Origin of the sequence: Mesorhizobium album (genome assembly GCF_033977205.1) — a bacterium.
GTDB lineage: Bacteria > Pseudomonadota > Alphaproteobacteria > Rhizobiales > Rhizobiaceae > Mesorhizobium > Mesorhizobium album.
On sequence record NZ_JAVIIW010000061.1, the window covers coordinates 1 to 22,303 of the forward strand.

Genomic DNA, 22,303 nt, shown 5'->3' on the forward strand with positions numbered 1-22,303 from the left:
GTGGCTCTGGGTGCGTCATCAACCCAATTCCGCGCTCAGTCAGTGGTTCAGGGCGAGGGTCGCCCAGAATGGCGGCCGGTACAAGAAGACCGCGATCATCGCCCTCGCTCGGAAACTGCTTGTTGCATTGTGGAAATACGTGAACGCCGGCGTCGTTATAGAAGGAGCTCTCCTGACGAAACCATCAGCGTAGACGCCAATCGATTCTAACAATCTCCAGGACCGATCAGGCCTGGCAGATCCTCGGTAGACGAACCGACGAAACTCATGGCCTCAAACAGCCGCCGCTGAAGAATGGTTTCGTCTCTTGGGTCCGAATCCGCCGCAAGCGGGATCATGGAACAGGTGCATGCGCCCTGACCGAATATAAGGTGGACTGGGTTCGTTCGCGAACCGCGTCACGCAAACGGACTCATCGAATGGATCTGAGGATTGCCCCGGAGGTACATGACAATGTCGATGTGAAGCCGTTTGCAGTTGACCTTCCCCATATAAGAGTTTCGGGCGCCGGCCATTCACGGGCGGTGACGTAGCTCTGGCCGGCGTCCGGAGGCCTTCACAAGAGCAGACATTCGGGCTGAAGTCCGAACGCGGACGACGGCAAACGGCGACGGGTTGTCGCTGAGTATACGATTGCTACATGCATCATTGGTCCGCAGAGGAGCGTCCCGCTCCTGGTGAAGCCGCGCTGAAGCCACGCCAACGACCGGCGACGCGCGCCGGCTGGCCAGAATGGATAGCCGCCGGGGCAACGTCCGGCCTGCGGATCAACGTTTTTGGACGGAAAGGAGCATGCGTGCACCCGAAACGGTGTAGATTCACAGAAGCGGTCGTCCGCCGCGAGGCCTCCACTCAATTTGTATCAGGTAGCCAGTCTCCGAAGGTGTCTGGCAACATCCAAATCCACCGTTTGCCGAACCTGGCCAGAAGACAATGTACGATGCCTGGGCTCCGGCCGCGAACGCGGCAATCGATGGTCAGAATGCCGATGCTATAGCTGCCGCTGCCCGCCAGGGCGCAGAAGCGACACGTGACATGGTCGCAACCATCGGCCGCGCCGCGCGTCTCGGCGAACGCTCACTGGGTCATCCAGACCCGGGGTCGGTTTCGGCCGCAATGCTGGTCGAAGAAATCTGCAATGCGATGAAGACCGCTTAAGCCGTCTGCCGGCCATCTCCGTTCCATGCCGAGCCGGGCGATTGCTAACCGTGGCTGACATCTGCTTTGGTCAGTGGCAAAGGCCCTTTGAACGACCGCATTGGGGCGGATCGCGACCTTCGCTGCGTCCAAGGCAATGTCCGGAGTGAGGCGCGTTTCAGACAGGCAGCACTGGGGCACGTTAGCGGTCGGACAGTTTCAGTTTTGGACCCGGCGATAGCTGTCAGTCCGCGAGCAGGCTTCCTCCGGGCCGCGAGTTTTCATAGCCGTGCGCGTTCATGGCCCAGAACCAGTGGGTCTCAAGCGCCCCGGCCTTGATCGACTCCATAAGCGGCAAACGCTTGCCGAGTAGCCGGGAGCCTTGGCCAGGAGTCCTGCCCGCGTCTCCCCATCTGGGCCGCCAGGCACAGACGCTGGCGGCATGATGTGCCGTTTAGGACGACTGGCCCGGCAGCTATCACCACCTCTCCGTGAGGCTTTACAATCCCATTTCGAGGAATCCTCCCTATGGTAGTCTACACCTAGATTGATATACCGGAGCCGGTCTCATATGACGGAACATGCGGACTTCATCGTGATCGGGGCCGGCACTGCCGGCCTGCCTTTGGCTCCTGCGCGACAGACCCGTTGTCGGCACGATCGAACAGTTCGGAATAGCTTCCGCGTCCAAGCAGGCATGAAACCACCGACGCGACCCTGACCGCCATGCGAGCCGTTTTCATTGACTGCACAAGCGAGTTGCAAGCCGTCATCGAGCGGCGGCAACTAGTCATTCCGGACAATGTGAGTGTCAATCTCGGTTCGCCACCAGCGCAGGAACTGGTCGAACTCTGCGCGGGCGCGGATGCGATCTTCGTAGAGCATACCGTCGTCCCACCCGCGGTATTCGATGCCTGCCCGTCCGTCCGCGCCGTGGTGTTCATGGGAACAGGCGCCGGTACCTACATCGACATGACGGATGCCAGGCGCCGCGGCATTCGTGTTGCGACGACCCCTGGCTACGGCGACCGGGCAGTTGCCGAGCATGCATTCGCGCTGATGTTCTCAGCTGCGCGGTCCATTGCCCGGATGGACCGCGAAATCCGCACTGGGGCCTGGTCGCCAAGAGGCGGCCTGCAACTGAGCGGACGCAAGGTCGCCGTGATCGGCCTTGGCGGGATCGGGACGGAGTTCGCTCATCTGGCTCGATCAATCGGAATGAACGTATACGCGTGGAACCGAACTCCCCGCACGATCGAGGGCTTCGTCGAAGATATCGACGAAGCCCTCGCGAACGCGGACGTTGTGTCCATCCATCTCGCGCTCAATGCGGAAACGACGGGACTAATCGACCGCCGCCGGCTTGAGCTCCCCGCCCCGGGCTACATACTGGTCAACACCGCCAGGGCCGAGATCGTCGACCAGGAGGCTATGCTGGCTTTTCTCGGAGAAGGCCACATCGGGCACGCGGGCTTGGACGTGTTTTCCCAAGAACCTCTTCCTGGAGAGAACGCCTACCGCAGACTCGACAACCTGACGCTCACAGCGCACGCGGCCTACATGACCGACGACGCCTATGAGGAACTGTGGCGTAGGACACTTGCCGCGTTCGACGAATTGCGGTTATCAGCGATGGTATCACCGGTGCCGTAAACCTCGGCCTGCAAGGAAGCGTCGGACCAAATCCGGCGCGCTAACGTTGTATTTTGCAGGGGCCGGGTGCGTGGGCTGATGTCGAGCGTACGGGCGAAATCCTTGCCCGTATGAGCCCTTGATGAGCAAGGTGGCGACATCCGTTCCCGCCGCGTCAACGACATGCGGACGGAACAATTTTGCTTCGACGAACGCGCCGATTGGTCGAATATCCAAAGCGTATCCTGGTGTGCATCCCGCGGCGTGTTGGTGAAAGGCACAAAGGTATGGGACCGTCATTCCTTCCGATCGCCAAGGAGCAATCTCAGGCGATGATTTCGAGCCTAAACTGAGGAGGGGAATCCCGGGCAGACTTCACAGCGTTCTGCATCTCGGCGCATACGATTGCACCGTCTCGCGACTACACTTCGCTCTTTGGCGTGAAAGGCGCTGCGTTTGATCGTCCGACGCGTCGTTCGTACATGATTGGGTTCGAGCCTTCAGGCTCCGCCCATGTAAATGTCCATGATCTGCCGGTCGTCGCGCACGTCTTGCGGGCTGCCCTCGAAACGTTTCTCGCCGGCGGCCAAGATGTAGAGTTTGTCTGCGATCGGCATGGCTTCGCGGATGTTCTGCTCGACCATCAATATGCCAATGCCTTGCTTCGTCAGCGTCGTGATGCGCTCCAGCGTCTCGATCACCATGGCCGGCGACAGGCCGGCGGAAGGCTCGTCGAGCAGGATAAAGCGCGGCTCCGAAACCAGCGCGCGGGCCAGCGACAGCATCGCCTGCTCGCCGCCCGACAACGCGCCGGCCGCCGTCTTGCGCCGCCGGGCCAGCGACGGATACTGGCCGATCAACATCTCAATGCGCCTTTCCACCAGCCGCTTGTCGGCGATAGCGTAACCACCCATGCGCAGGTTCTCCATCACCGTCAGGCGCGGGAACACGCCGCCGCCCTGCGGCATCAGCACCAATCCCTGCCGTACCACCTCGTGCACGGGCAGATTGGAAAGCACGGTGTCGCCAAGGCGGGCGGCGCCGCTCCACACCGGCAGCGCCCCGGCGATGGCCTTTAGCAAGGTGGATTTGCCGCAGCCGTTCGGCCCAAAGATGCAAGTGATCTTCCCGAGCTCGGCCGTCAGTGAGATGCCATGGACGATCTCCTGCTTGCCGTAGCCGGTGATGATGTTCTCGGAGGCCAGCGTGCTCATTGCGGGCGCCCCAGGTAGGTCTGCATGACTTCAGAATTGCGCACGATGTCCTCGAAAGAGCCGCTGGTTACCACCCGTCCCGAATCCATGACGATGATTCGGTCGCAGACGTTGCGAACCATCTCCATGTCGTGTTCGATGACGAGGAAGGACACGCCCTGTTCGCGTAGCCGCGCAATCGCTTCCAGGATGATCTTGCGGATGTTGGGGTGGACTCCTGCCGTTACCTCGTCGAGCAGGATCAGCGATGCCTGTCGCATGACGGCGCGGCCAAATTCCAGCAGCTTCTGCTGACCGCCGGATAGGTCCGAGGCGCGGTTGTCGGCAACATGCTCGAGCTTGAGGAGGCAAAGCGTCTCGGCCGCGCGCTCGTATGCGCCCTGCCAGTGACCTTCCGCCGCCGCCGCAAGAAGGTTGTCGGTCACCGTCATATTGTCGAACAGGGCCGGGATCTGGAAGGTACGGGCGAGGCCGAGCCGGGCGATCCTGTGTGCGCTCATTCCGGCGACGGCACGGCCGTCGAAGCGGATCTCGCCCTTGTCCGGCATCACCGTGCCGGAGACGAGGCTGAACAGCGTCGATTTTCCGCAGCCATTGGGGCCGATGAGTCCGGCGATCTCGTGCCGCCCGACCGCCAGTTCGACGCCGTTGGCAGCCTTGATGCCGCCGAAATGCTTAAAGAGCCCGCGCACGCTCAGGATCGGATCGGCTGCCGACTGCATCCCTCCGCTCATGGGTGACCTCCCTCACCGCTGCCGACCAGCTTGTCCAGGACCCTGTCCAGCGCGTTGTTCTTGCGCCTTGCGAACAGCCCGGCGATACCGTTCGGCAGAAACAGCACCACCAAGACGATGGCGGTGCCGAGGATGGCGATGTAGAAGGCGGTGTCGCCCCAATACATCCAAATCAGCCGGTTCACGACGAACAACGCGACGCCACCGATTGCCGGTCCCCACAATGTGCCCAGGCCGCCCAATAGCACCATCACGACCATCTGGTCGGTGATGTCGCCGCCGAAAACGGACTTCGGATTGATGAAGGTGACCCAGTAGGCGAAGATGGCGCCGAAGACGGACGCAGTGACAGCGCTGAGCACGAAAGTCTGCAGCTTGACCAGGGCTGTGTTGATGCCCATCGCCTCTGCCGCTGGCTCGTGGTCGCGTAGCGCCTTCACCTTCAGCCCGAAGCGGGAACGCTCGAACAGCGCCCAGGTGAGGAAGTACGCCAGCGCGGCGGTACCGAACATGGCGAAATAGAAGAAGCGTTCGTTGAGATACGGGGGCAGTCCGATACCACCGATGCCGCCGGTGAAGTCCATCGCCGAAGCGAACTGAATCAGGACCTCGGCAAAGGCCCAGGTGGCGATGGCGAAGTAGGCGCCGCGCAGCCTCAGTGTCGGTGCGCCGATGATGACCGCGAACAATGCGGTCACCACCATGCCGACGGGAATCGTAGCCGAGAAAGGCAAGCCGAACGGATCGCCCATCAGGAACGCGGTCACATAGGCGCCGAGGCCGAAAAAGGCCGACTGGCCGAAATTGATGTAGCCGGCATATCCGCCCAGCATATTCCATGAGCAAGCGAGCCCCGCCCACATCAGTGCGCCGGTGGCAATGCGCAGCCAGTAGTTGTTCACCGTCCAGGGCAGGACGCCTAGCACGACGATGATGATGGCGAGGAGAACGAGGCCTCGCCATTGCGGGTTTGTCGGTAGTAGCGCCATATCAGAGCCCCCGCCGCAGGATCCCACGCGGGGATATCAAAAGAACTAAGAACAGCGTGGTGAAGATCGCCAGCAGCGAATAGCTGGCACCGACATAGGTCGAGACGAAAGCTTCGATGACGCCTAGCAAAAGCGCCGCCACCAGCGCCCCCTCGACAGACCCCAGACCGGCAAGCACGGCTACGAAGAAGGCAAACAGCGTGTAGCGCAAGCCGACCTCCGGATTGACCGAGTAGATCGCCCCCATCAGGACACCGGCCATGGCGGTGATGCCGGCATAGAGGCCATAGACATTGGCGCTCAGCCGTCCGATGTTGACACCCATCAGCGCAGCATTGTGCCGGTTCTCGGCCGTCGCGCGGATCGCCAGTCCGTAGCGGGTGCGATAGAGAAACAGGAAGAGCCCGCCGGCGATCGCCGCGGCGAACACTGCTGCCACAACCCGGATCAATGGAACCGTGATCGGGCCGATCGCCAGGCTTTCGCCGCTCAGCGTGGTTGTCACGTTGCGGGTGTTGAAGCCCCACGCGGTCAGCATGCCGCCGCGCAGTAGCGTGAACAAGCCGAAGCTGAGCGCAAGGGCCATCAACTCCGGCCGAGCCGTGCGGCTGTTACGAACATTATAAAGCACCGGACCGATCAGATAACCGAGGGTGCCGAACAGGACGAAAGCCATCGGAATCGCGATGAAGCCGTCGAGCCCGAGCCAGGCGGTGATATAGTAGCCGAGGTAGCCGCCCAGCACGACCCAGCCGCCGACCGCGAAGTCGATGACGTGCAACACGCCGAAGGCGAGCTGGAAGGCGATGGTAAATGTGGCGATGACACCTCCGATCAGAAGGCCATTCAGCAAGGTCTGGAGAAAAAGATCCAAGGCGGCATCCGTTTTTCGTCAGGGAACCGGGAAGGTGGATATTCTGGCAAGCCCGCATGAGCGAAGCGGAACGGCCCGTCGTTTTACAGCTATGCGCATTCGGTACCGCACCTATCGGCAGATGCGGGCGGCGAAACCGTCCGCATCTGCTCGGCACGCCTATTTCCAGGCCGGCAGTGGGTAAATGTAGTCGGCTGCCGCAGCCTCCTTCGGCCCGACCGCAACGGTCTTGCCGCCCTGGATCTGGACCAGGACCGGTACGGGCTGGATGTTGTCGTGGTAGTGCGGGCCCTCCTTCTCGAACTTGATCGGCCCGTAGAAGGTCTGGATGTCGGTTTCAGCGATGGCATCCTTCAGCGCCACTCGGTTCTCCGGCGTCAGCGCGGGCTTCTTGCCGAGGCGCTTCAGCGCATCGCCCAGCACCAGACCGCTGGCCGCGCAGGCGGCGGCCGTATAGTCTGGCTCCCCTCCCAGTTTCTTCTGCGCCATCTGGGCGAAGTCCTTGGCCGTGCCGAATACGTCGTCCTTGTAGGACACGGTAGGCAGCCATACCACTACGCCCGTCGTGCCGTCGGCGTCGGCGCCGAGCGCCTGTGCGAAGGCGGGATTGGTGATACCGTAGTGCATGATCAGCGCCTTCGGCCGGTAATTCAGCGACTTCGAAGTCTTGACCACGTTGAGCAGTACCTCTTCATGGCCGCCGACCGCGATGACGTCGGGATTGAGCGCGGCGATCTTGGAGATGACCGGCGTGAGATCCCCTTCCGGCGGCACCAGCTCGTAGGTGACCACTTCGAGGCCGGCGGCCTTGGCGCCGCCGCGAAAACCTTCGCCCGTCTCCTTCGAGAACGGCTCATTGACGCTGATCACAGCCACTGTCTTCGCGGCGGGTTTGGAAAGCTTCGCCAGGACGCCGAGCGACAGGCCCGAAGTTGTATCGACCGCCGGGATAATGCCGAAATTGAACTCAGGCTTTGCCTTCCAGACATTGGGCGATTCCGCCGAACCGGAGATCATCGGCACCTGGTACTTCTGACAGATCGGCTGTACGGCAATGGTCGAGCCGCTGGTGTAGGGACCGAACAGCACGTCGACCCCGCTTTGCACGATCAGCCGCTCGGCGGCGTCTGCACCCGTCGCCGGGCTGCTCTGGTCGTCGCCGTAGAACATCTCGACCTTGAAGCGGTCACCAGCTACCTCTACCCCGCCCTTGGCGTTGATCGCATCCGCCCAAAGATCATAGCCCTGTTTGGTCAGGTTGCCGCCAAGAATGTTCTCGCCCGAGAGCGAGGTGATCACGCCCGCCTTGAAGGTCGCTGCTTGGGCGCGCGCCGTTCGCACGAATGGCGTGCCCAATGCACTGGCCGTGATGGCTATGGCGCTGCCGCCAAGGAACCGACGGCGCGAGAAAGAACGGTCGATTGGAGCCATTTTGCAAATCCTCCCTTGCTTGTCATGGCGGTGAAGCCGTTTCCGATAACTTCCCACCGGTACTCCGATTGGAAAACCGGTGGCACTTTCGTTTACTTCGTCATGGGCAGCGCCCTTTCGACGCCGGTTTCAAATCAGGACGACTCTGCTCATCGGCCAATCTCGTAAGCAGCTGGAATTCCACTCGCTTTTATGCATACGAGAGCGATTTGACGTACACGGACTCCAGCCAAACACGCCGAACGCGCACCTACCTCGATCGCCCGCCCGCCAAATCCCATACATAGTTCCCAACCTGGCAGTTCCCACGTCCGAGTCGTCGCTCCTCCTTGCAGTTTTTCTGTCAGGCGGCGGAATTTTTGGGCCGTTTTGCTCGGAAATCTTGCCATATGTGAGCGCGGTGTCGGCCGTTTTCGATCCCTGTTGCTGGGTTTGGTCATTGTCGTTACCAGTTGGTCGCGATGTATTTTGGTTGGAGATATTCAAGCAGACCGTGATGCCCGCCCTCCCGGCCGAGCCCGCTTTGCTTCATCCCTCCGAACGGCGCTGCTGGGTCCGAGACTACGCCACGATTGATACCGACCATCCCGCTTTCGATGCGTTCGGCGACGCTCAGGGCGCGCCTGAGATCACCACTGAAGACGTAGGATATGAGGCCATACTCGGTGTCGTTCGCTAGCCGTACAGCCTCGTCTTCTGTATCGAAGGGCGTGACCGCTGCGACCGGCCCAAAGATCTCTTCCTTCGCGATATCGGAATCGGGAGATACGTCAGCTAGGACTGTAGGAGGATAGAAGAAGCCCTCGCCAGTCCCCGGTTCACCGCCCGTTTCGATACGCGCCCCACGGGCAACGGCATCCTTTAGTAAGCGATCGACCTTCTCCACCGCGGTCGCTGTAATGAGCGGCCCGAGCTGGGTCGTTGCTTGAAGACCCGGCCCCACTGAAAGCGACGACATTTGCTCGGTAAGCCGGCGGACAAAAGCGTCGTAGATGCCGCGCTGCACATAGAAGCGATTCGCCGCAGTGCAGGCTTCTCCGCCGTTGCGCATCTTGGCGACCATGGCGCCGGCGACGGCATCCTCCAGATCCGCATCATCGAACACAATGAAAGGAGCGTTGCCACCGAGTTCCATCGAACAACTGATGACCCGGTTGGCAGCCTCGCGCAGGAGGATGCGCCCAACGGCGGTCGAACCCGTGAATGACAGTTTACGCACCCGACTGTCGTGCAGCATCGCGCTCACCACAGGCCCCGCGGCCGTGGTCGTCACGATGTTGACGACACCTTCGAGCAGACCGGCTTCCATGAGGATCGCGCCGATCGCCAACGCGGTCAGCGGGGTCTCAGCCGCCGGCTTTAGTACGCACGTGCAACCTGCCGCGAGCGCCGGTGCGATCTTGCGGGTCGCCATGGCAGCGGGGAAATTCCAGGGCGTGACGAGAACGGCAATGCCAATCGGCTGGTATTGAACCACGATTCGATTTGCGCCGCCCGGCGCATAGCCTATGTCGCCAAGAGTGCGTACCCCTTCCTCGGCGTACCAACGGAAAAACTCTGCGGCATAGGTTACCTCGCTGCGAGCGTCCGGGAGCGCCTTGCCGTTCTCCAGAGATATCAGTTGCGCTAGCCATTCGGCACGATCGAGCATGAGCTGATGGCAGCGCATCAGTATGTCCGATCGCCGGCGTGACGGTGTTTGCCTCCACATCGTCGCAGAGGCCTCCGCAGCATCGATCGCCCGGATTCCGTCGGTGACGGCGCCGTCTGCGACAGATGCAATCGTGCGGCCATTGGATGGATCGGTGACATCAAACCGATTGCTGCCGGTTGCACTTGTCCATTTGCCGCCCACCAGCAGCTCTACAGGAGCGCCTGCAATGATAGTCGCAGCATCCGCGCGAAAAGGTTCGATATCCCTTGCTGGCTGAGTCACACTCATCCTCTCGCGGCTTTAGAAAACCCGTGCAACCAATCTGTGGATTGCTGGGACCAATATCAAATTGGTATTGAAACCGGTGTCAAGATAGATCAAATTGGTTGCGGAGGAATTTGCCGATTCGTTTCTGGAGTGGGCCGTATGACGGTCGTTCTGAGGGATTTCATTGAGGCGGAAGGATTGCAGCCAGGCGACCGGCTGCCACCTGAGCGCGATCTAGCGGTCAAGCTCGGGTTGCCGCGCACGGCCCTGCGGCGCATGCTGGCCGAGATGGAGCAAGAGGGGCGCCTTCTTCGTCATGTGGGGCGTGGCACTTTCGTCGCCGAGCGCGGCGCAACTGCAAGGACTCCGTACCGCGCACAGAATGCCTCCCGGAAGGAACTGTGGACTTATCCCGCTGAGGTCTTCGAAGCACGATTAATCATCGAGCCGAAGGTGGCCGCGCTCGCGGCGTTGCGGGCGACGCCCTACGAAACCGAAGAGATGCAGAAGGTCATCCAGCATGGCAGTACCGCCGCGACGCTGGCGGAGTTCGAGCGCTGGGATGCCGCGTTCCATCAATTAGTAGTGGCGGCGGCCCGCAACGGATTGCTGGCCTCGCTCTACGAAGGTATTCACTCGCTTCGGGCGGGGCGGCTTTGGGGACGCATGAAAGAGCAGTCTCTGACGAAAGAGCGCATGCAGGAGTATACGGTTCATCATCGCGCGATCTTGCAGGCGATCATTGACCGGGATGGTGGGCAGGCCGAACAAAGAATGCATAACCATATCTTGACCGCGAGAGCCAATATTCTCGGATCAGAGACAATGGCCTAAGAAGATATGGCCAACAATACTATCAGACTGCCGTACACTTTCGAGCGGGATGGCAGTCTTCTATTCAAGGCGGAGCACCTGACACTCTTTAACATACCCGCAGCGCGGATTGTCCGCCCGTCAGTCCTGGAGAAATGAGTGTTAGGCAGATGCAATGCAAAAGGTTGCGGCGATGTGCACCCAGGCCTGCCCGCAAGCAAGGTCATGGCCGCTTTTCTTCGGGCTGCCGGCGGCGCATGGCACGCTTATCCCGCCATTCATAAAGGGAATAGACAAGCGGGATGAACCACGGCTTGCCGCGGTAGAATGGTATGGCCTTCGGTGCGGGGTCGAAATCGAAGGCGGACTGCGCCTTTTCGGCTTCACCGAGGATCTTGAAGGCAGCCTTCTTGCCCAACCAGCGGGCCCAGACCACTCCGGAACCGCAGAACCCGGTGGCGTAGACCGTATCGCCCGAGGTGAAAATCCGCGGCACCATGTCGCGATGCATGGCGACCTGGCCAAACCAACTATGCGTCAGGCCAACGCCCTCCAGCTCGGGGAAAATCCGGCCCAGTTCGCTGCGCAAATGGGTGGTCGGGGCCAGCGCGTCACCCGCCGTGGTGCCGTCCCGGCCGCCGAAGAGGATGCGCGATCCGTCCGCCGAAGGGCGATAGTAATAGCTGAGCTGGCGCATGTCGCCATACATCATGCGCTTCGGCATCAACCGGTCCATCGCCGCTTCGCCCAATGGTTCGGTAGCAATGATGCGGCTGCGCACTGGCACAATACGGCGACGCAGCCAAGGATCGAAGCCGTCCGTATAGGCATCCGTGCAGACCAGCACCTTCCTGGCGAAGACGTCGCCGCGCGACGTTCTCAAACGGACCCCGCCGGCCTCGGCGATCGTTCCCGTAACGGCTGTGTTCTCATGGATCACCGCCCCGGTTGCCGTTGCCACCCGTAGAATACCAGCAAGCAGCTTGGCCGGATGTAGGCCACCGGTATCCATCCGCACGAATCCACCCGTGTAGAAATCCGTCCCGATGTAGGTCGGCACGTCCAACCGGGCGACGGGATGAGCCTCGATGCCCAGCAAACGCCGCAGTAGATCGGCGGAGCGGCTGAGTTCTTCGCATTCATCCGCGTTGATCGCGCCGACGAAGAGGCCGGAGAGATGGAAGTCACAGTCCACCTTCTCCTCCTTCAGAAAGGCCCAAAGGTCTTCCCGCGCGGCCTTTCCCTCCATCAGGATCTCGGTGGCGCGGGCCTCGCCGAATCTTCTGATCAACTCCTTGCGTCCGGGTCGAATGCTCCCGCTCGCCATGCCGCCGTTACGACTGGAAGCCGCCTGCCCCAGCGCCTGGCGATCAAAAAGCTGGACACTGCGACCGGCACGAGCAAGCTCAATGGCCGCCGAAAGTCCTGCATAGCCTCCCCCAACGATCGCCACGTCGCATTTGGGGACGACGGGGCGGACTATGGGAGGAGAGAAGGTGCAACCGTCCCACCAATAGGGCGTGGATTTGAAGGGGTCAGCGGTCATGGGAATATACCAGCTTTTGGTCGCATAAGCGCGGGCAAGCACAACCGGTTAATCACGTGAGACCCAGAGTTTGCGTGTGGTTTCGATGGCGCGCCATACTCCGGTGAAACCCGGATGCATGACGAAGGCGTCGCCAGCCGCGATGCGGCGCGGCTGGCAGCCATCCTCAATGAGTTCGGAGACACCCGAAAGGATGTAGCAGAACTCGAAAGTCTCGCCCTTAATCGAACGATAGGCGCCTGGCGTGACCTCCCAGACCCCTGCCTTCACGGCGCCGTCTGCGGTCTGGGCGATATCCCAGCTCAGAAAACGTGGATCGCCCTCCACAAGGCGGTCGGGCAGAGGCTGCCCTTCGCGTGGGCGCGGAAGAACATTCTGGTCGATGAACGTCAGCTTGGACATGGGGATGTGGGCTTTGTGCGGGTTAAACGCCGTTCGAACCAAAGTTGCCGTTCCAGAAGCTTCAAGGCGGTTAGCCCGACGACATTGAGGGTGAGGTAGAAGGCGGAAGTGATGATGAAGATGTCCATAATGGCGAAGGTTTCGCTCATCAGGCGTTTGGCCCAACCGGTGATTTCCAGCACAGCGATGGTTGAGGCGAGGCTGGATTCCTTGACGATGATGGCAACCTCACTGCTGTAGGATGGCAGCGCTTGTCGCAAAGCCAACGGGAACTTGATTCGGCGCAAGATAATCCAAGGCGACATGCCGCAGGCTTCCGCCGCCTCGATTAGCCCGCGCGGCAGCGACAGGAAGGCGGTGCGAAAGATTTCGGCTGTGTACGCGCCAGTGTTCAACAAGACCGCGAGAATGGCTGCGTGCAAGCCGTCGCCGATAAGCCACCAAATCACCGGGTTAGCGCGAAGGAACCCGACCTGCCCTAATCCGTAGTAGATCACAAATATCTGCACCAGCATGGGCGTGCCGCGAAAGACAGCGCAATACGCGTCGGCCGCCTTGCAAACCAAGCGATTGCGCGAAGTGCGGGCGAGCGCCACCAGGATGCCGAATGGCAGTCCTAAGCCCACGCCGAACACCGAGATCAGAAGCGTGGTCTTTGCGCCGGTGAGAAGGAACGGAATCGCGTAGGCAATAATGGTGAAATCCATTCTAACCTCCGCTGAAGCCGCGGTTGATATGGCGCTCACCCAAGCCGAACAGGGTCTGGCTAACCGCTGTCATGGCGAAGAACAGAGAAGCGGCAATGCAGTAGAAGAGAAGTGGCGAGCGCGTGATGCCGGCCGCGATGGCCGCCATTCGCATCAGTTCCTGCATGCCGACGACGGAAACGAGCGAAGTATCCTTTATCGTCATCTGCCAGACATTGTTGACCCCGCCGAGAGCAAGTCTCAACGCGAGTGGCAACGTAATTCGGAAAAAGGCGACCCGTGGCGGCAACGCCAGAGATTTCGCGGCTTCAAGAAGGCCTTTGGGAACGGCTTCCAACGCGCCGCGCATCACCTCGACTGAATAGGCGCAGGAGATCGTCGCGATGGCAAGGATGCCGATGAGGGAAGGGTAGGCGCTTTCGGCCACGTCCCGGTAGCCGAAGGCGACGGCGACCTTCTGCACCCAGTCGACGGAGCCGAAGAACAGGAGATAGATCACAAGAAGGCCCGGCACGCCCCGGACGACGATGCTGTAAACGTCGACCACCTGGGACAGCACCGGGACTCGCTGCCAGCGGGCGATGGCAAACGGAACGGCTGCGATCAACCCGATCACCATGCCGGCCAGACCGATGCAGATCGTCACTAACGCGCCGCGCAGCAAAGCGAGCCCCCAGCCCTGCTCCACAATGAGCGACCAGAAAGTTTCAAACATGGACGACACCCGTGGGGCCGTCGCGGGCTGCGACGGCCGGTTGTTGCGAGAGGATCACTTCTTGCAGGGAATGGTGTAGTCGTCCTTGAACCACTTGAGTGAAGACTCCTTGATCTTGCCTCCGTTGATCAAGTTGCAGAGGGCGGCATCTAGCTTGGCCTTGAGTTCGGCATTGCCCTTGCGCAAACCGACGCCCATGCCGTGGCCGAGGGTTTCAGGATCGTTCATCGCCGTAATCTTCACGTCGATCTTCGTGAAGTTGGCACCGTCCGGCGTAGCGAGGAAATCCATCCAAGTCGGGGAGTCGCCGAAAGCAGCCTCCAGACGGCCAGCGGCAAGGTCAGCGGTTTGCTGCGTGGTGGCATCGTAAGTCTTGACGTCGGCGCTGGTCGCGCGCTTGCCGATGAATTTGGCGTAGGTCGTGCCTGTCACGACGCCGACGCTCTTTCCAGCGAGCGCCTTTTCGATCTCGTCGAGACTCTTGAGCCCAGCAAGGGGGGAGTCTTTGGGGACCACGAAATAGAGCGGCGTGGTGGCGTACGGGATGGAGTAGTCGATCTTCTTCTGGCGCTCGGCAGTGATGCCAAGGCCGGAAATGATCACGTCGAAGCGGTCGCTATCCATGGAGGGAACCAGCGAGCTGAAAGCCTGCACCACGAATTTGCACTTCATCTTGAGTTCGGCGCAGATACCGTTGGCGACATCGGCGTCGAAGCCGGTGACGTTTCCGTTTGCGTCGGCCATGCTGAACAACGGCGCGTCGCCTTCCGTACCGACGCGTAGGACGCCTTCCTCGGCGCGCGCGGCACCGACTGCGGCGGCGAGCATGAAACCCGACAGGAAAATCGAGCGAAACGCTTGCACTGAAAGCATGAGTGTTACCCCTTTTTCTTTGTTCTAGTGAAGAAAACCGCGTTCACGCGGCGGCTGGCATGACGCTGGAGAGAAACCTTTTCACCGCCTCCGAGGCGGGGTTGCGAAACAACTCTTCCGGCGCATCGTCCTGCTCAAGCATACCTTTGCGCAGGAATATCATTCGGTTCGACACGTCGCGCGCAAACCGCATTTCATGGGTGACGAGAAGGATGGTCGCACCCTCCTCAGCAAGCGTGCGGATCACCTTCAGCACCTCGCCTACCAGTTCCGGATCGAGCGCGGAGGTGGGCTCGTCAAAAAGCATGATCTTTGGTCGCATCGCCAGCACCCGCGCGATTGCAACGCGCTGTTGTTGACCGCCCGAAAGCTGACTGGGATAGCGATCGCGGAACTCGGCCATGCCCACCTTGGAAAGCGCCGAAAGCGCCATGTCCTCGGCCTCCCGCCTTCCTTTCCCGAGCACGTAGACGAGCGCCTCCGTCACGTTGCCGATCACAGTGCGGTGCGGCCAGAGATTGAAGCTCTGGAACACCATGCCGGTCCGCTGGCGAAAGAGTCGGATCTTCGCGCGGTTGGTGATTTCGCCTTTGCCCGGTCGATTGGAGGTGATGGAGATCGCGTCGCCCATCACCTCGATCCTCCCTGAGGTCGGCGTCTCCAGAAAATTTATGCAGCGCAACAACGTGCTCTTGCCCGAGCCGGACGCGCCGATAAGGGAAATGACCTCCCCCTCGGCCATCTGGAAAGTGACGTCGTTGAGGATCCTGACTGCGCCGAAAGCCTTGCTGAGTTCATGAACCTTGAGAACCGGGGGGTATGTCATGGCGTCTTCGGTCCCATTCAGCTTGCATCTTCTCAACACCGGGCTGGGCCCAGTTGTCCGTCGTCTGCGCGAGTTCGTTAATTGCTGCTTGGCGACTGTGACCATCGATCCCGCTGCCGTCGGTGACGGCGCCGTCTGCAACGCATCTCCTCCAAACGGTTCGATTTCCGTTGCTGTTAGTCACACTCATCGGCTTGCTGCCTCCAGCAATTACGTGCAACCAATCTCTGGGTTGTCGAAACCAATATGAAATTGGTATCGCAACCGGTGTCAAGATAGATCAAATTGGTTGCGGAAAAAAATCTGCTTACGTCTGCGGAAGTGGCTGTATTACGGTTGTTTTGAGCCACGCGACCGGCTGCCGCCTAAGCGCGATATCGCGGTCGAACTAGGTTGCCTCGCACGGCCCTGCGGCGCATGCTCGCCGAGACGGTGCAAGAGGGGCGCCTTCTTAGCCATGCGGGGCGTGGCACCTTCTTCGCCGAGTGCGGCGCAATTGGCGCCCCGTATCTGAGGGAAATGTGGACTTATCCCGCTGAGGTCTTCGAAGCGCGATTGATAATCGGGCCTGAGCTAGCCGCGCTTGCGCCCTTTCAGGCGACGCCTTCGGATCGAGGCGAGCAAGGAACGACAGCGTTCCTCGGCGACCTCTCTGGGAACGAAGTCTTTACTAGCGCTGAGAGTTGGTCAAGAAATCGTTCTTAGCGCGAGTGCCTTAATAGATTGTCGCCGACGACCCGCGGCGGTTTTCGGTCCCTGATGTGGCTCCGGCTCCACCTACCGCCAAAGCTGCCAACCTCGCCGTTGGTCGCTTCGATAGTCCAGGGAGGTAGCGGCAAAGCTGTTCTCTGCGGCCAACATGCTGAAGGCGCACTGCTGAACTACGGATTCCGAACGTGGCCGCTTTTCACGAATGACAGCCCCCTTCCACCGTTAGATCTGTGTTCTCTCGGCTAATATGAGCGCGTCTTCGACGTCCACTCCGAGCGCATCCAGCCACTTTCTGCGCATCCAGCGCGGCACGGACGTCTGTGCCAGGAGCGGTCACCCAAGTAGACAGGCTGTTAAGATACGCGATCGTTAAGCAGCGTACCTTACCATCGTCGACGTTATCGCAAGTGTGCTTGTCAGACGGCCGAGGTCTTGTCGGCGACGGCGGCCTGGATCAGGCGATCGGCCAGAATTGCCAGGAAGGCGATCGACAGACCGGCGATGAGGCCCATGCCGGCATCGGCCTTGCCGAGCGCGACATAGACCGCCTGCCCGAGATCGCGCGTGCCGACAAGGGCAGCGATCGCCAGCATCGACAAGGCCGCCATGATGGTCTGGTTGAGGCCCAGCATGACGACCGGCAGGGCGAGCGGCAGCTTGGCCTGCAGCAGCGTCTGCATGGGGGTCGCGCCCATCTGCTCGACGGCCTCGACCACGTCGGCGCGCACATGCCTCAACCCATGCTCGACATAGCGGATCGGCGGCACGATGGCGTAGAGCACGATGGCGATCAGCGCGGTGAATTCGCCGACCTTGAAGAACATCAGCGCGGGAATGAGGAAGACGAATTGCGGCATGGTCTGCAGCGCGTCGCAGATCGGCCTCAGGATGCGCGAGACGCGGTCGCTGTGCGCCGCCCATGTCCCCAGCGCGCCGCCGACCAGCAGGCAGAGCAGCACCGCCAGCGTGCAGAGATAGAGTGATTGCACAAGCTGTGGCCACAGCCCGTTGACCAGGATCAGCGCGAAGCCGGCGAGCGCGAAAAGACCAAGCCGGAGGCCCGCGACTTGTCCCGCGAGCAACGCAACGGCAAGGATGAAGATCGGCCAAGGCAGGCCGAGGAAGCCGGTGTAGAGGACGAGTCCGGCTACCGCCACCGCGAGGGCTGCCCGCCAGCCGAAGCCGCGCAGCATCAGCCCGGCTGCGGCGAGCACGAGGGCGAAATAGGCGGCGGCCACCGCAGGCGACAGGGCGAAGCCCCAGATCGCCGGCGTGGCGGAGCCCGAAATGCCGACCCGCAGCGGCAAAAGCAGGCAATAGAGGACCACGTTGCGGACGCCGTCGAAGAACCAGGCATAGTCGCGCACGAGCCCCAGCAGCCATTGATTGACGGCGCCCATCTCCATGCGCAACCCGGTTTCCGGCAACAGCGTGGCATCCGGGGTGGCAAGGCGGTTGGCGACCGCAAGGGCGACCGCGACCGCCAGCGACAGCACCAGCCGGCGTGGCGTCATCCATTGCATGGCGCGCGTCGGCCCGGTCTCGGGCCCTCTGGCAAAGCCGATGGTGAGGCGGTCGATGAGAATGGCGAGCAGGGCGATGACCAGGCCGGAGAGGATGCTCTGGCCGAACTCGGCCTTGCGCATCGAGGACAGCACTTCCCAGCCGATATCCTCGAAGCCGCCGATGATGGCGGCGACGATGACCATCGACAGCGCCGCCATGGTCGTCTGGTTGAAGCCGACGAGAAGCTGCGGCAGCGCCGTCGGCACCTCGACCTGCCAGAACTGCTGGCGGCGCGTGCAGCCACTCATCAGTCCGGCTTCGCTGATCGCCGCCGGCACGCGGTCGAGACCGAGCATGGTGTTGCGCACCATTGGCGGTGTTGCGTAGATCGCGGAGGCGATCAACCCGACGACAGGCCCAAAGCCGAACAAAAGCAAAAGCGGGATGAGGTAGGCGAAGGCGGGCACGGTCTGCATCAGGTCCAGCACGCCGAGTAGCACCTGACGCAGGCGCGGACGGGCATAGCCAAGGACGCCGAGCAGGAACCCAAGCACGGTGGAGATCGGCACCGCCAGCAGCACAAGCGAAAGTGTATTCATGCTCTGCGGCCAGTAGCCGGCGAGCAGGATGTAGGCGAGCGCGAGCAGGGCGAAGATGGCCAGCCGTCCGCCGCTCGACTTCATGGCGAGAGCCGCCACGCAAAGCATCACCGCCGGCCAGGGCAGCCAGGCAAGCACCAGGCGAGCGCCGCGCATCGGCGCGTCGAGCATGGCCGACAGCGCCCGGAACGCCGGCTGGACAACGGCGACGATAGCGTCGGTCGCCGCGTTGACATAGACGGCCAGCGGCAGCGTCCATTCCTTGGGGAAATTGACCAGCCAGGGGAGCTCTGCCCTCAGCAGCAGGCAAAGCGCCGTCAATACGGCGAGAGCGCACCAGGGAAGAAGGGCCGGATCCACTGCGAACCTCGATGAGGAGCGTAATGTCGCGGCCGGCGCGGTCATGGGTGCGTACGCCTTGCCTGCTCGCGCTCCAGCACGGCGAGCACCGCGCCGGCGTCGAGCACTGCCGGCGGGCTGTCGCCAGTGCCTGACACCGTGAAGGCCGCCACACCGGAGGCAAGCTGCGGGATCAACGCCTCGAGGCTGGTGTCGGCGGCGATGCTTTGCTCGGGCAGCGCCGCCCCGTTCGCCGGAGCGGCAATGTCGCCCGCTGTGATAACGCGCAGCAGCGGCATATCCTCGGTGAACTGTGCGACATAGTCGTCGGCCGGATTGAGCACGATATCGGCCGGGCGGCCGATCTGGACGATCTTGCCGGCCCGCATGATCGCCAGCCGGTCGGCAAGCCGGAAGGCCTCGGCGATGTCGTGGGTGATGAAGATGATGGTCTTCTTCAGCATGCGCTGCAGGCGCAGGAACTCGTCCTGCATCTGGCGGCGAATCAACGGGTCGAGCGCCGAGAACGGCTCGTCGAGGAACCAGAGTTCCGGCCCGACGGCGAGCGAGCGGGCGATGCCGACGCGCTGCTGCTGGCCGCCGGAAAGCTGATGCGGAAAGGAGTCCTCACGGCCTTCGAGCCCGACCAGCGCGATCATCTCGCGGGCGCGGGCTTCACGCTCCTTCGCCGGCTTGCCCTGGATCTTCAGGGGAAAGGCGACGTTGCCCAGCACGCTCAGATGCGGCAGCAGGCCGAAATTCTGGAAGACCATGCCCATCGCATGCCTTCGCAGCTCGATAAGTTCCTTGCCGCTGGCCTGGAGCAGGTTCTTGCCATCGAGCAGGATCTCGCCGGCGCTCGGTTCGACAAGGCGCGACAGGCAGCGGACCAGTGTCGACTTGCCGGAGCCGGAGAGACCCATGATGACGAAGATCTCTCCGGTCGCCACTTCGAAGCTGGCATCGACGACGGCCGGCAGATGGGCTTCGGCACGCAGGCGCTCGGCCAGCGCATCGGGATCGATCACATAGCCGCGCGAGTCGAAATAGTAGGCCGGCCGCCGGCCGTAGACCTTCCAGACATTGCGGCAGGTGAGCTTTACGGGACGGCCGACATTGTTCATCGCAAGCCACCCGCGCGCGTTGGCTGCCCGGCTCCACGCATCGCGGCAGCCGGGCTTCGATTGCCTTCAGCCCTTGCCAGACACATTGGCCGGTTATCCCTTGGCGCCGTCGACCCAGGGCTTCCAGACCGCTTCGTTCTTGTCGATCCAGGCCTTGACCACCGCATCGAGATCCTCGCCCTTCTTGTCGACGGCCAGCATCAACTTCTCCTGCTCGCCGGCGTCCATCTTGAAGGCCTTGAGGAAGGCATAGGCCGCCGGCCATTTGGCGCCGAAGCCCGACCAGACGATCTTGTCGACGTCGGGCGGCGTGATGCAGTGCTCGTTTGTCTGCTCCTTGCAGGGCGGCATGGTGACCCAGCCGACATCGTTTTCGGCGAGCGCATAGTGCGGGCCCCAGAACATCATCACCAGCGGCTTCTTGGCGGCCTCCGCGGCCTCGAGCTCGGCCACCAGCGCGCCTTCCGAACCGGCGGGCACGGCGGTGTATTGCATGGAATTGTCGGCAATGATGGTTGCCGCGCGCGAACCCCAATCGGCGGGATAGTCGAGGAAGCGCGCGTTGGGCGCGGTCTCCGGCGTCGACAGCGCCTGGATGCATTCGGGCTTGTTCAAGGCATTCCAGTCGGGCAGACCGGGGCAGACCTTTTCCATGTACTTCGGATAGATCCAGCCTTCACGCGTCTTCAGATCGAGCTTGCCGATGTCCTCGATCTGCTTGGCGGCAAGCGTCTTGGGATATATGTCGCCAACATTGTTCATCCACACTTCCACCGAGGCGCTGAGCGAGCCATCGGCAAGACCGGAAAACTGCGGGAAGTTGCCGGCGGTCACATATTCGACCTTGTAGCCGAGCTTTTGCAGCAGTTGCCCGGCGATGTGCGTGGAGACGTGGGCGCCGGTCCATTCGAGCATGGCGAGCTTGATCGGCTCGTCCTTGGCGCCGAGATCGGCGCTCAGACCAGGCGTCGTGGCGGCAAGCACCAGCGCCAGGCCAATTCCGGCATTTTTCAGTCTGTTCATTGAGTTCGGCATGATGGTTTCCCCTGTTCTGGATGTTATGGTTTGAACTGAACTTCATCCTTGATGCCGAGGCTTCCGCAAACCTCTCTCTGCGCGCCACTCCCCTGGCCGCAGGACACTGTCGATCACTCCGTGAAGCTTATGACGAACCTGCCTTTCGACTGGCCTCTTTCAAGCGCGGCGAGCGCGTCCGAGACTTCGTCCAGCCTGATGGTCTCGACCGTGGTTTCGAGAGGTTGCTCCGCGTGCATGGCGACCAGCTCGCGCATTTCCTGCCTGGTGCCGACGCTGGTGCCGGTGATGACGACGCCTGTGGCCGTCAGCCACTCCTGAATGAGCGGCACGGGCTGGAAGACCATGGCAGCGGCGATGATCCTGCCGCGCGGTCTGATGCCAGCGACCATGGCGTCCCAGGTCGCGGTGGTCGGCGCGAAGTTGATGCAGGCGTGATATTTTTCGCGCCTCGCAGCGAGCCTTGACGGCAGGCTGCTGTCGGCGATCTCGGTTTGCGTCGCGCCGTAGCGGCGGGCGATCTCCAGCTTCGCCGGATCGCGATCGACCGCGAGCACCTTGACGCCGAGCCGGCTGGCGATCTGCACCGCATAGAGGCCGAGGCCGCCGCAGCCGAAGATGATCGCACTCTCGCCCGCCTTCAACCCGGCCCGCTTCACCGCGCCGTAGGCCGTGATGCCGGCACACATCACCGGGGCGGTGGTCACCGGGTCAATCGTCTCGGGCAACGCTACCGCGAACCTGGCGTCACAGACGACATATTCGGCAAAGGCGCCGGGCACGTTCAGGCCGTGCGCGCGATGGTGCTGGCAGAAGGACTCGTAGCCATCCAGGCATTCGTCGCAATGACAGCAGGTGTCGTGGATCCAGGGCACGCCGGCGCGGTCGCCCAGCGCCCAGCCGCTGACGCCGTCGCCGATCGCCTCGACGCTGCCGATGCCCTCGTGGCCCATGACGAAGGGCGAAGGCGCATGCGGCGGAACGCTCTCGCCACGCCAGATGTGCACGTCGGTGTGGCAGACGCCGCAGGCCTGCAGCCGCACCAGAACCTGACCGGGGCCGGCGACGGGACGAGGCACGCTGGTGAGGTCGAGCGGCTCGCCATAGCTGCCCAGGACCGCAGCCCGCATCGTTTGTGTGTGCGACGTCATCGATAGCCCATAAGGCGTCTGCTT

At 62.0% G+C, this 22,303-nt stretch carries 18 protein-coding genes and 2 pseudogenes; 4 read left to right on the plus strand and 16 right to left on the minus strand.

What is annotated here, in order from left to right; all coding sequences use genetic code 11:
- The 3 genes and pseudogenes from RFN28_RS31250 to RFN28_RS31260 form a co-directional block, all read left to right on the plus strand.
- Positions 1 to 193: pseudogene (locus tag RFN28_RS31250) on the plus strand (IS110 family transposase); the annotation flags it as partial.
- 731 nt (positions 194 to 924) lie between these two features.
- Positions 925 to 1,158: pseudogene (locus RFN28_RS31255) on the plus strand (DAK2 domain-containing protein); the annotation flags it as partial.
- Between the two features lie 738 nt (positions 1,159 to 1,896).
- A complete protein-coding gene (locus RFN28_RS31260; RefSeq protein WP_320291006.1) occupies positions 1,897 to 2,790 on the plus strand; it encodes a 2-hydroxyacid dehydrogenase in 894 nt (297 codons plus the stop codon).
- A gap of 479 nt (positions 2,791 to 3,269) precedes the next feature.
- Here the strand turns inward: RFN28_RS31260 and RFN28_RS31265 are convergent, their stop codons facing one another.
- The 6 genes from RFN28_RS31265 to RFN28_RS31290 form a co-directional block, all read right to left on the minus strand.
- Positions 3,270 to 3,983 (minus strand): ABC transporter ATP-binding protein, encoded by a 714-nt coding sequence (locus RFN28_RS31265; protein WP_320291008.1) that lies wholly within the window; start codon positions 3,981 to 3,983, stop codon positions 3,270 to 3,272.
- On the minus strand, positions 3,980 to 4,717 hold the full coding sequence (locus tag RFN28_RS31270; protein WP_320291009.1) for an ABC transporter ATP-binding protein: 738 nt from the start codon (positions 4,715 to 4,717) through the stop codon (positions 3,980 to 3,982). The genes RFN28_RS31265 and RFN28_RS31270 overlap by 4 nt, the downstream gene beginning before the upstream one ends.
- Positions 4,714 to 5,706, minus strand: a complete 993-nt coding sequence (locus RFN28_RS31275; protein ID WP_320291011.1) for a branched-chain amino acid ABC transporter permease — start codon at positions 5,704 to 5,706, stop codon at positions 4,714 to 4,716. Before RFN28_RS31275 ends, RFN28_RS31270 begins: the two co-directional genes overlap by 4 nt.
- A 1-nt stretch (position 5,707) precedes the next feature.
- Positions 5,708 to 6,580: a branched-chain amino acid ABC transporter permease gene (locus RFN28_RS31280; protein WP_320291013.1), complete on the minus strand. Its 873-nt coding sequence runs from the start codon at positions 6,578 to 6,580 to the stop codon at positions 5,708 to 5,710.
- Positions 6,581 to 6,739: 159 nt separating this feature from the next.
- Positions 6,740 to 8,011 carry an ABC transporter substrate-binding protein gene (locus tag RFN28_RS31285; RefSeq protein WP_320291014.1) on the minus strand — a complete coding sequence of 424 codons (1,272 nt, stop codon included), beginning with the start codon at positions 8,009 to 8,011 and terminating at the stop codon, positions 6,740 to 6,742.
- Positions 8,012 to 8,456: 445 nt separating this feature from the next.
- Positions 8,457 to 9,953 carry an NAD-dependent succinate-semialdehyde dehydrogenase gene (locus tag RFN28_RS31290; RefSeq protein ID WP_320291015.1) on the minus strand — a complete coding sequence of 499 codons (1,497 nt, stop codon included), beginning with the start codon at positions 9,951 to 9,953 and terminating at the stop codon, positions 8,457 to 8,459.
- A gap of 138 nt (positions 9,954 to 10,091) precedes the next feature.
- On the opposite strand from RFN28_RS31290, the gene RFN28_RS31295 reads away from it, so the two are divergent.
- Positions 10,092 to 10,766, plus strand: coding sequence for a FadR/GntR family transcriptional regulator (locus RFN28_RS31295; protein ID WP_320291017.1), 675 nt, complete (start codon positions 10,092 to 10,094; stop codon positions 10,764 to 10,766).
- Positions 10,767 to 10,968: 202 nt separating this feature from the next.
- Here RFN28_RS31295 and RFN28_RS31300 read toward each other — a convergent pair whose 3' ends face one another.
- The 10 genes from RFN28_RS31300 to RFN28_RS31345 form a co-directional block, all read right to left on the minus strand.
- Positions 10,969 to 12,291, minus strand: a complete 1,323-nt coding sequence (locus RFN28_RS31300; protein WP_320291019.1) for an NAD(P)/FAD-dependent oxidoreductase — start codon at positions 12,289 to 12,291, stop codon at positions 10,969 to 10,971.
- A 48-nt stretch (positions 12,292 to 12,339) separates the two neighbouring features.
- Positions 12,340 to 12,693 carry a cupin domain-containing protein gene (locus RFN28_RS31305; RefSeq protein WP_192248680.1) on the minus strand — a complete coding sequence of 118 codons (354 nt, stop codon included), beginning with the start codon at positions 12,691 to 12,693 and terminating at the stop codon, positions 12,340 to 12,342.
- Positions 12,681 to 13,400, minus strand: a complete 720-nt coding sequence (locus tag RFN28_RS31310; protein WP_320291020.1) for an ABC transporter permease — start codon at positions 13,398 to 13,400, stop codon at positions 12,681 to 12,683. Before RFN28_RS31310 ends, RFN28_RS31305 begins: the two co-directional genes overlap by 13 nt.
- A 1-nt stretch (position 13,401) precedes the next feature.
- Entirely contained in the window at positions 13,402 to 14,115 is a 714-nt protein-coding gene (locus tag RFN28_RS31315) for an ABC transporter permease (RefSeq protein WP_320291021.1), read from the minus strand.
- Between the two features lie 54 nt (positions 14,116 to 14,169).
- Complete coding sequence (locus RFN28_RS31320) at positions 14,170 to 14,988, minus strand: transporter substrate-binding domain-containing protein (RefSeq protein ID WP_430679316.1); 819 nt, start codon at positions 14,986 to 14,988, stop codon at positions 14,170 to 14,172.
- A 43-nt stretch (positions 14,989 to 15,031) separates the two neighbouring features.
- Entirely contained in the window at positions 15,032 to 15,814 is a 783-nt protein-coding gene (locus tag RFN28_RS31325) for an amino acid ABC transporter ATP-binding protein (protein WP_320291041.1), read from the minus strand.
- A 1,127-nt stretch (positions 15,815 to 16,941) separates the two neighbouring features.
- Entirely contained in the window at positions 16,942 to 18,990 is a 2,049-nt protein-coding gene (locus RFN28_RS31330; RefSeq protein ID WP_320291023.1) for an ABC transporter permease, read from the minus strand.
- Between the two features lie 41 nt (positions 18,991 to 19,031).
- Positions 19,032 to 20,093, minus strand: a complete 1,062-nt coding sequence (locus RFN28_RS31335; RefSeq protein ID WP_320291024.1) for a quaternary amine ABC transporter ATP-binding protein — start codon at positions 20,091 to 20,093, stop codon at positions 19,032 to 19,034.
- Between the two features lie 93 nt (positions 20,094 to 20,186).
- Positions 20,187 to 21,128 carry an ABC transporter substrate-binding protein gene (locus tag RFN28_RS31340; protein ID WP_320291025.1) on the minus strand — a complete coding sequence of 314 codons (942 nt, stop codon included), beginning with the start codon at positions 21,126 to 21,128 and terminating at the stop codon, positions 20,187 to 20,189.
- Positions 21,129 to 21,241: 113 nt separating this feature from the next.
- Positions 21,242 to 22,279: an alcohol dehydrogenase catalytic domain-containing protein gene (locus tag RFN28_RS31345; protein WP_320291026.1), complete on the minus strand. Its 1,038-nt coding sequence runs from the start codon at positions 22,277 to 22,279 to the stop codon at positions 21,242 to 21,244.
- Positions 22,280 to 22,303 lie beyond the last annotated feature (24 nt).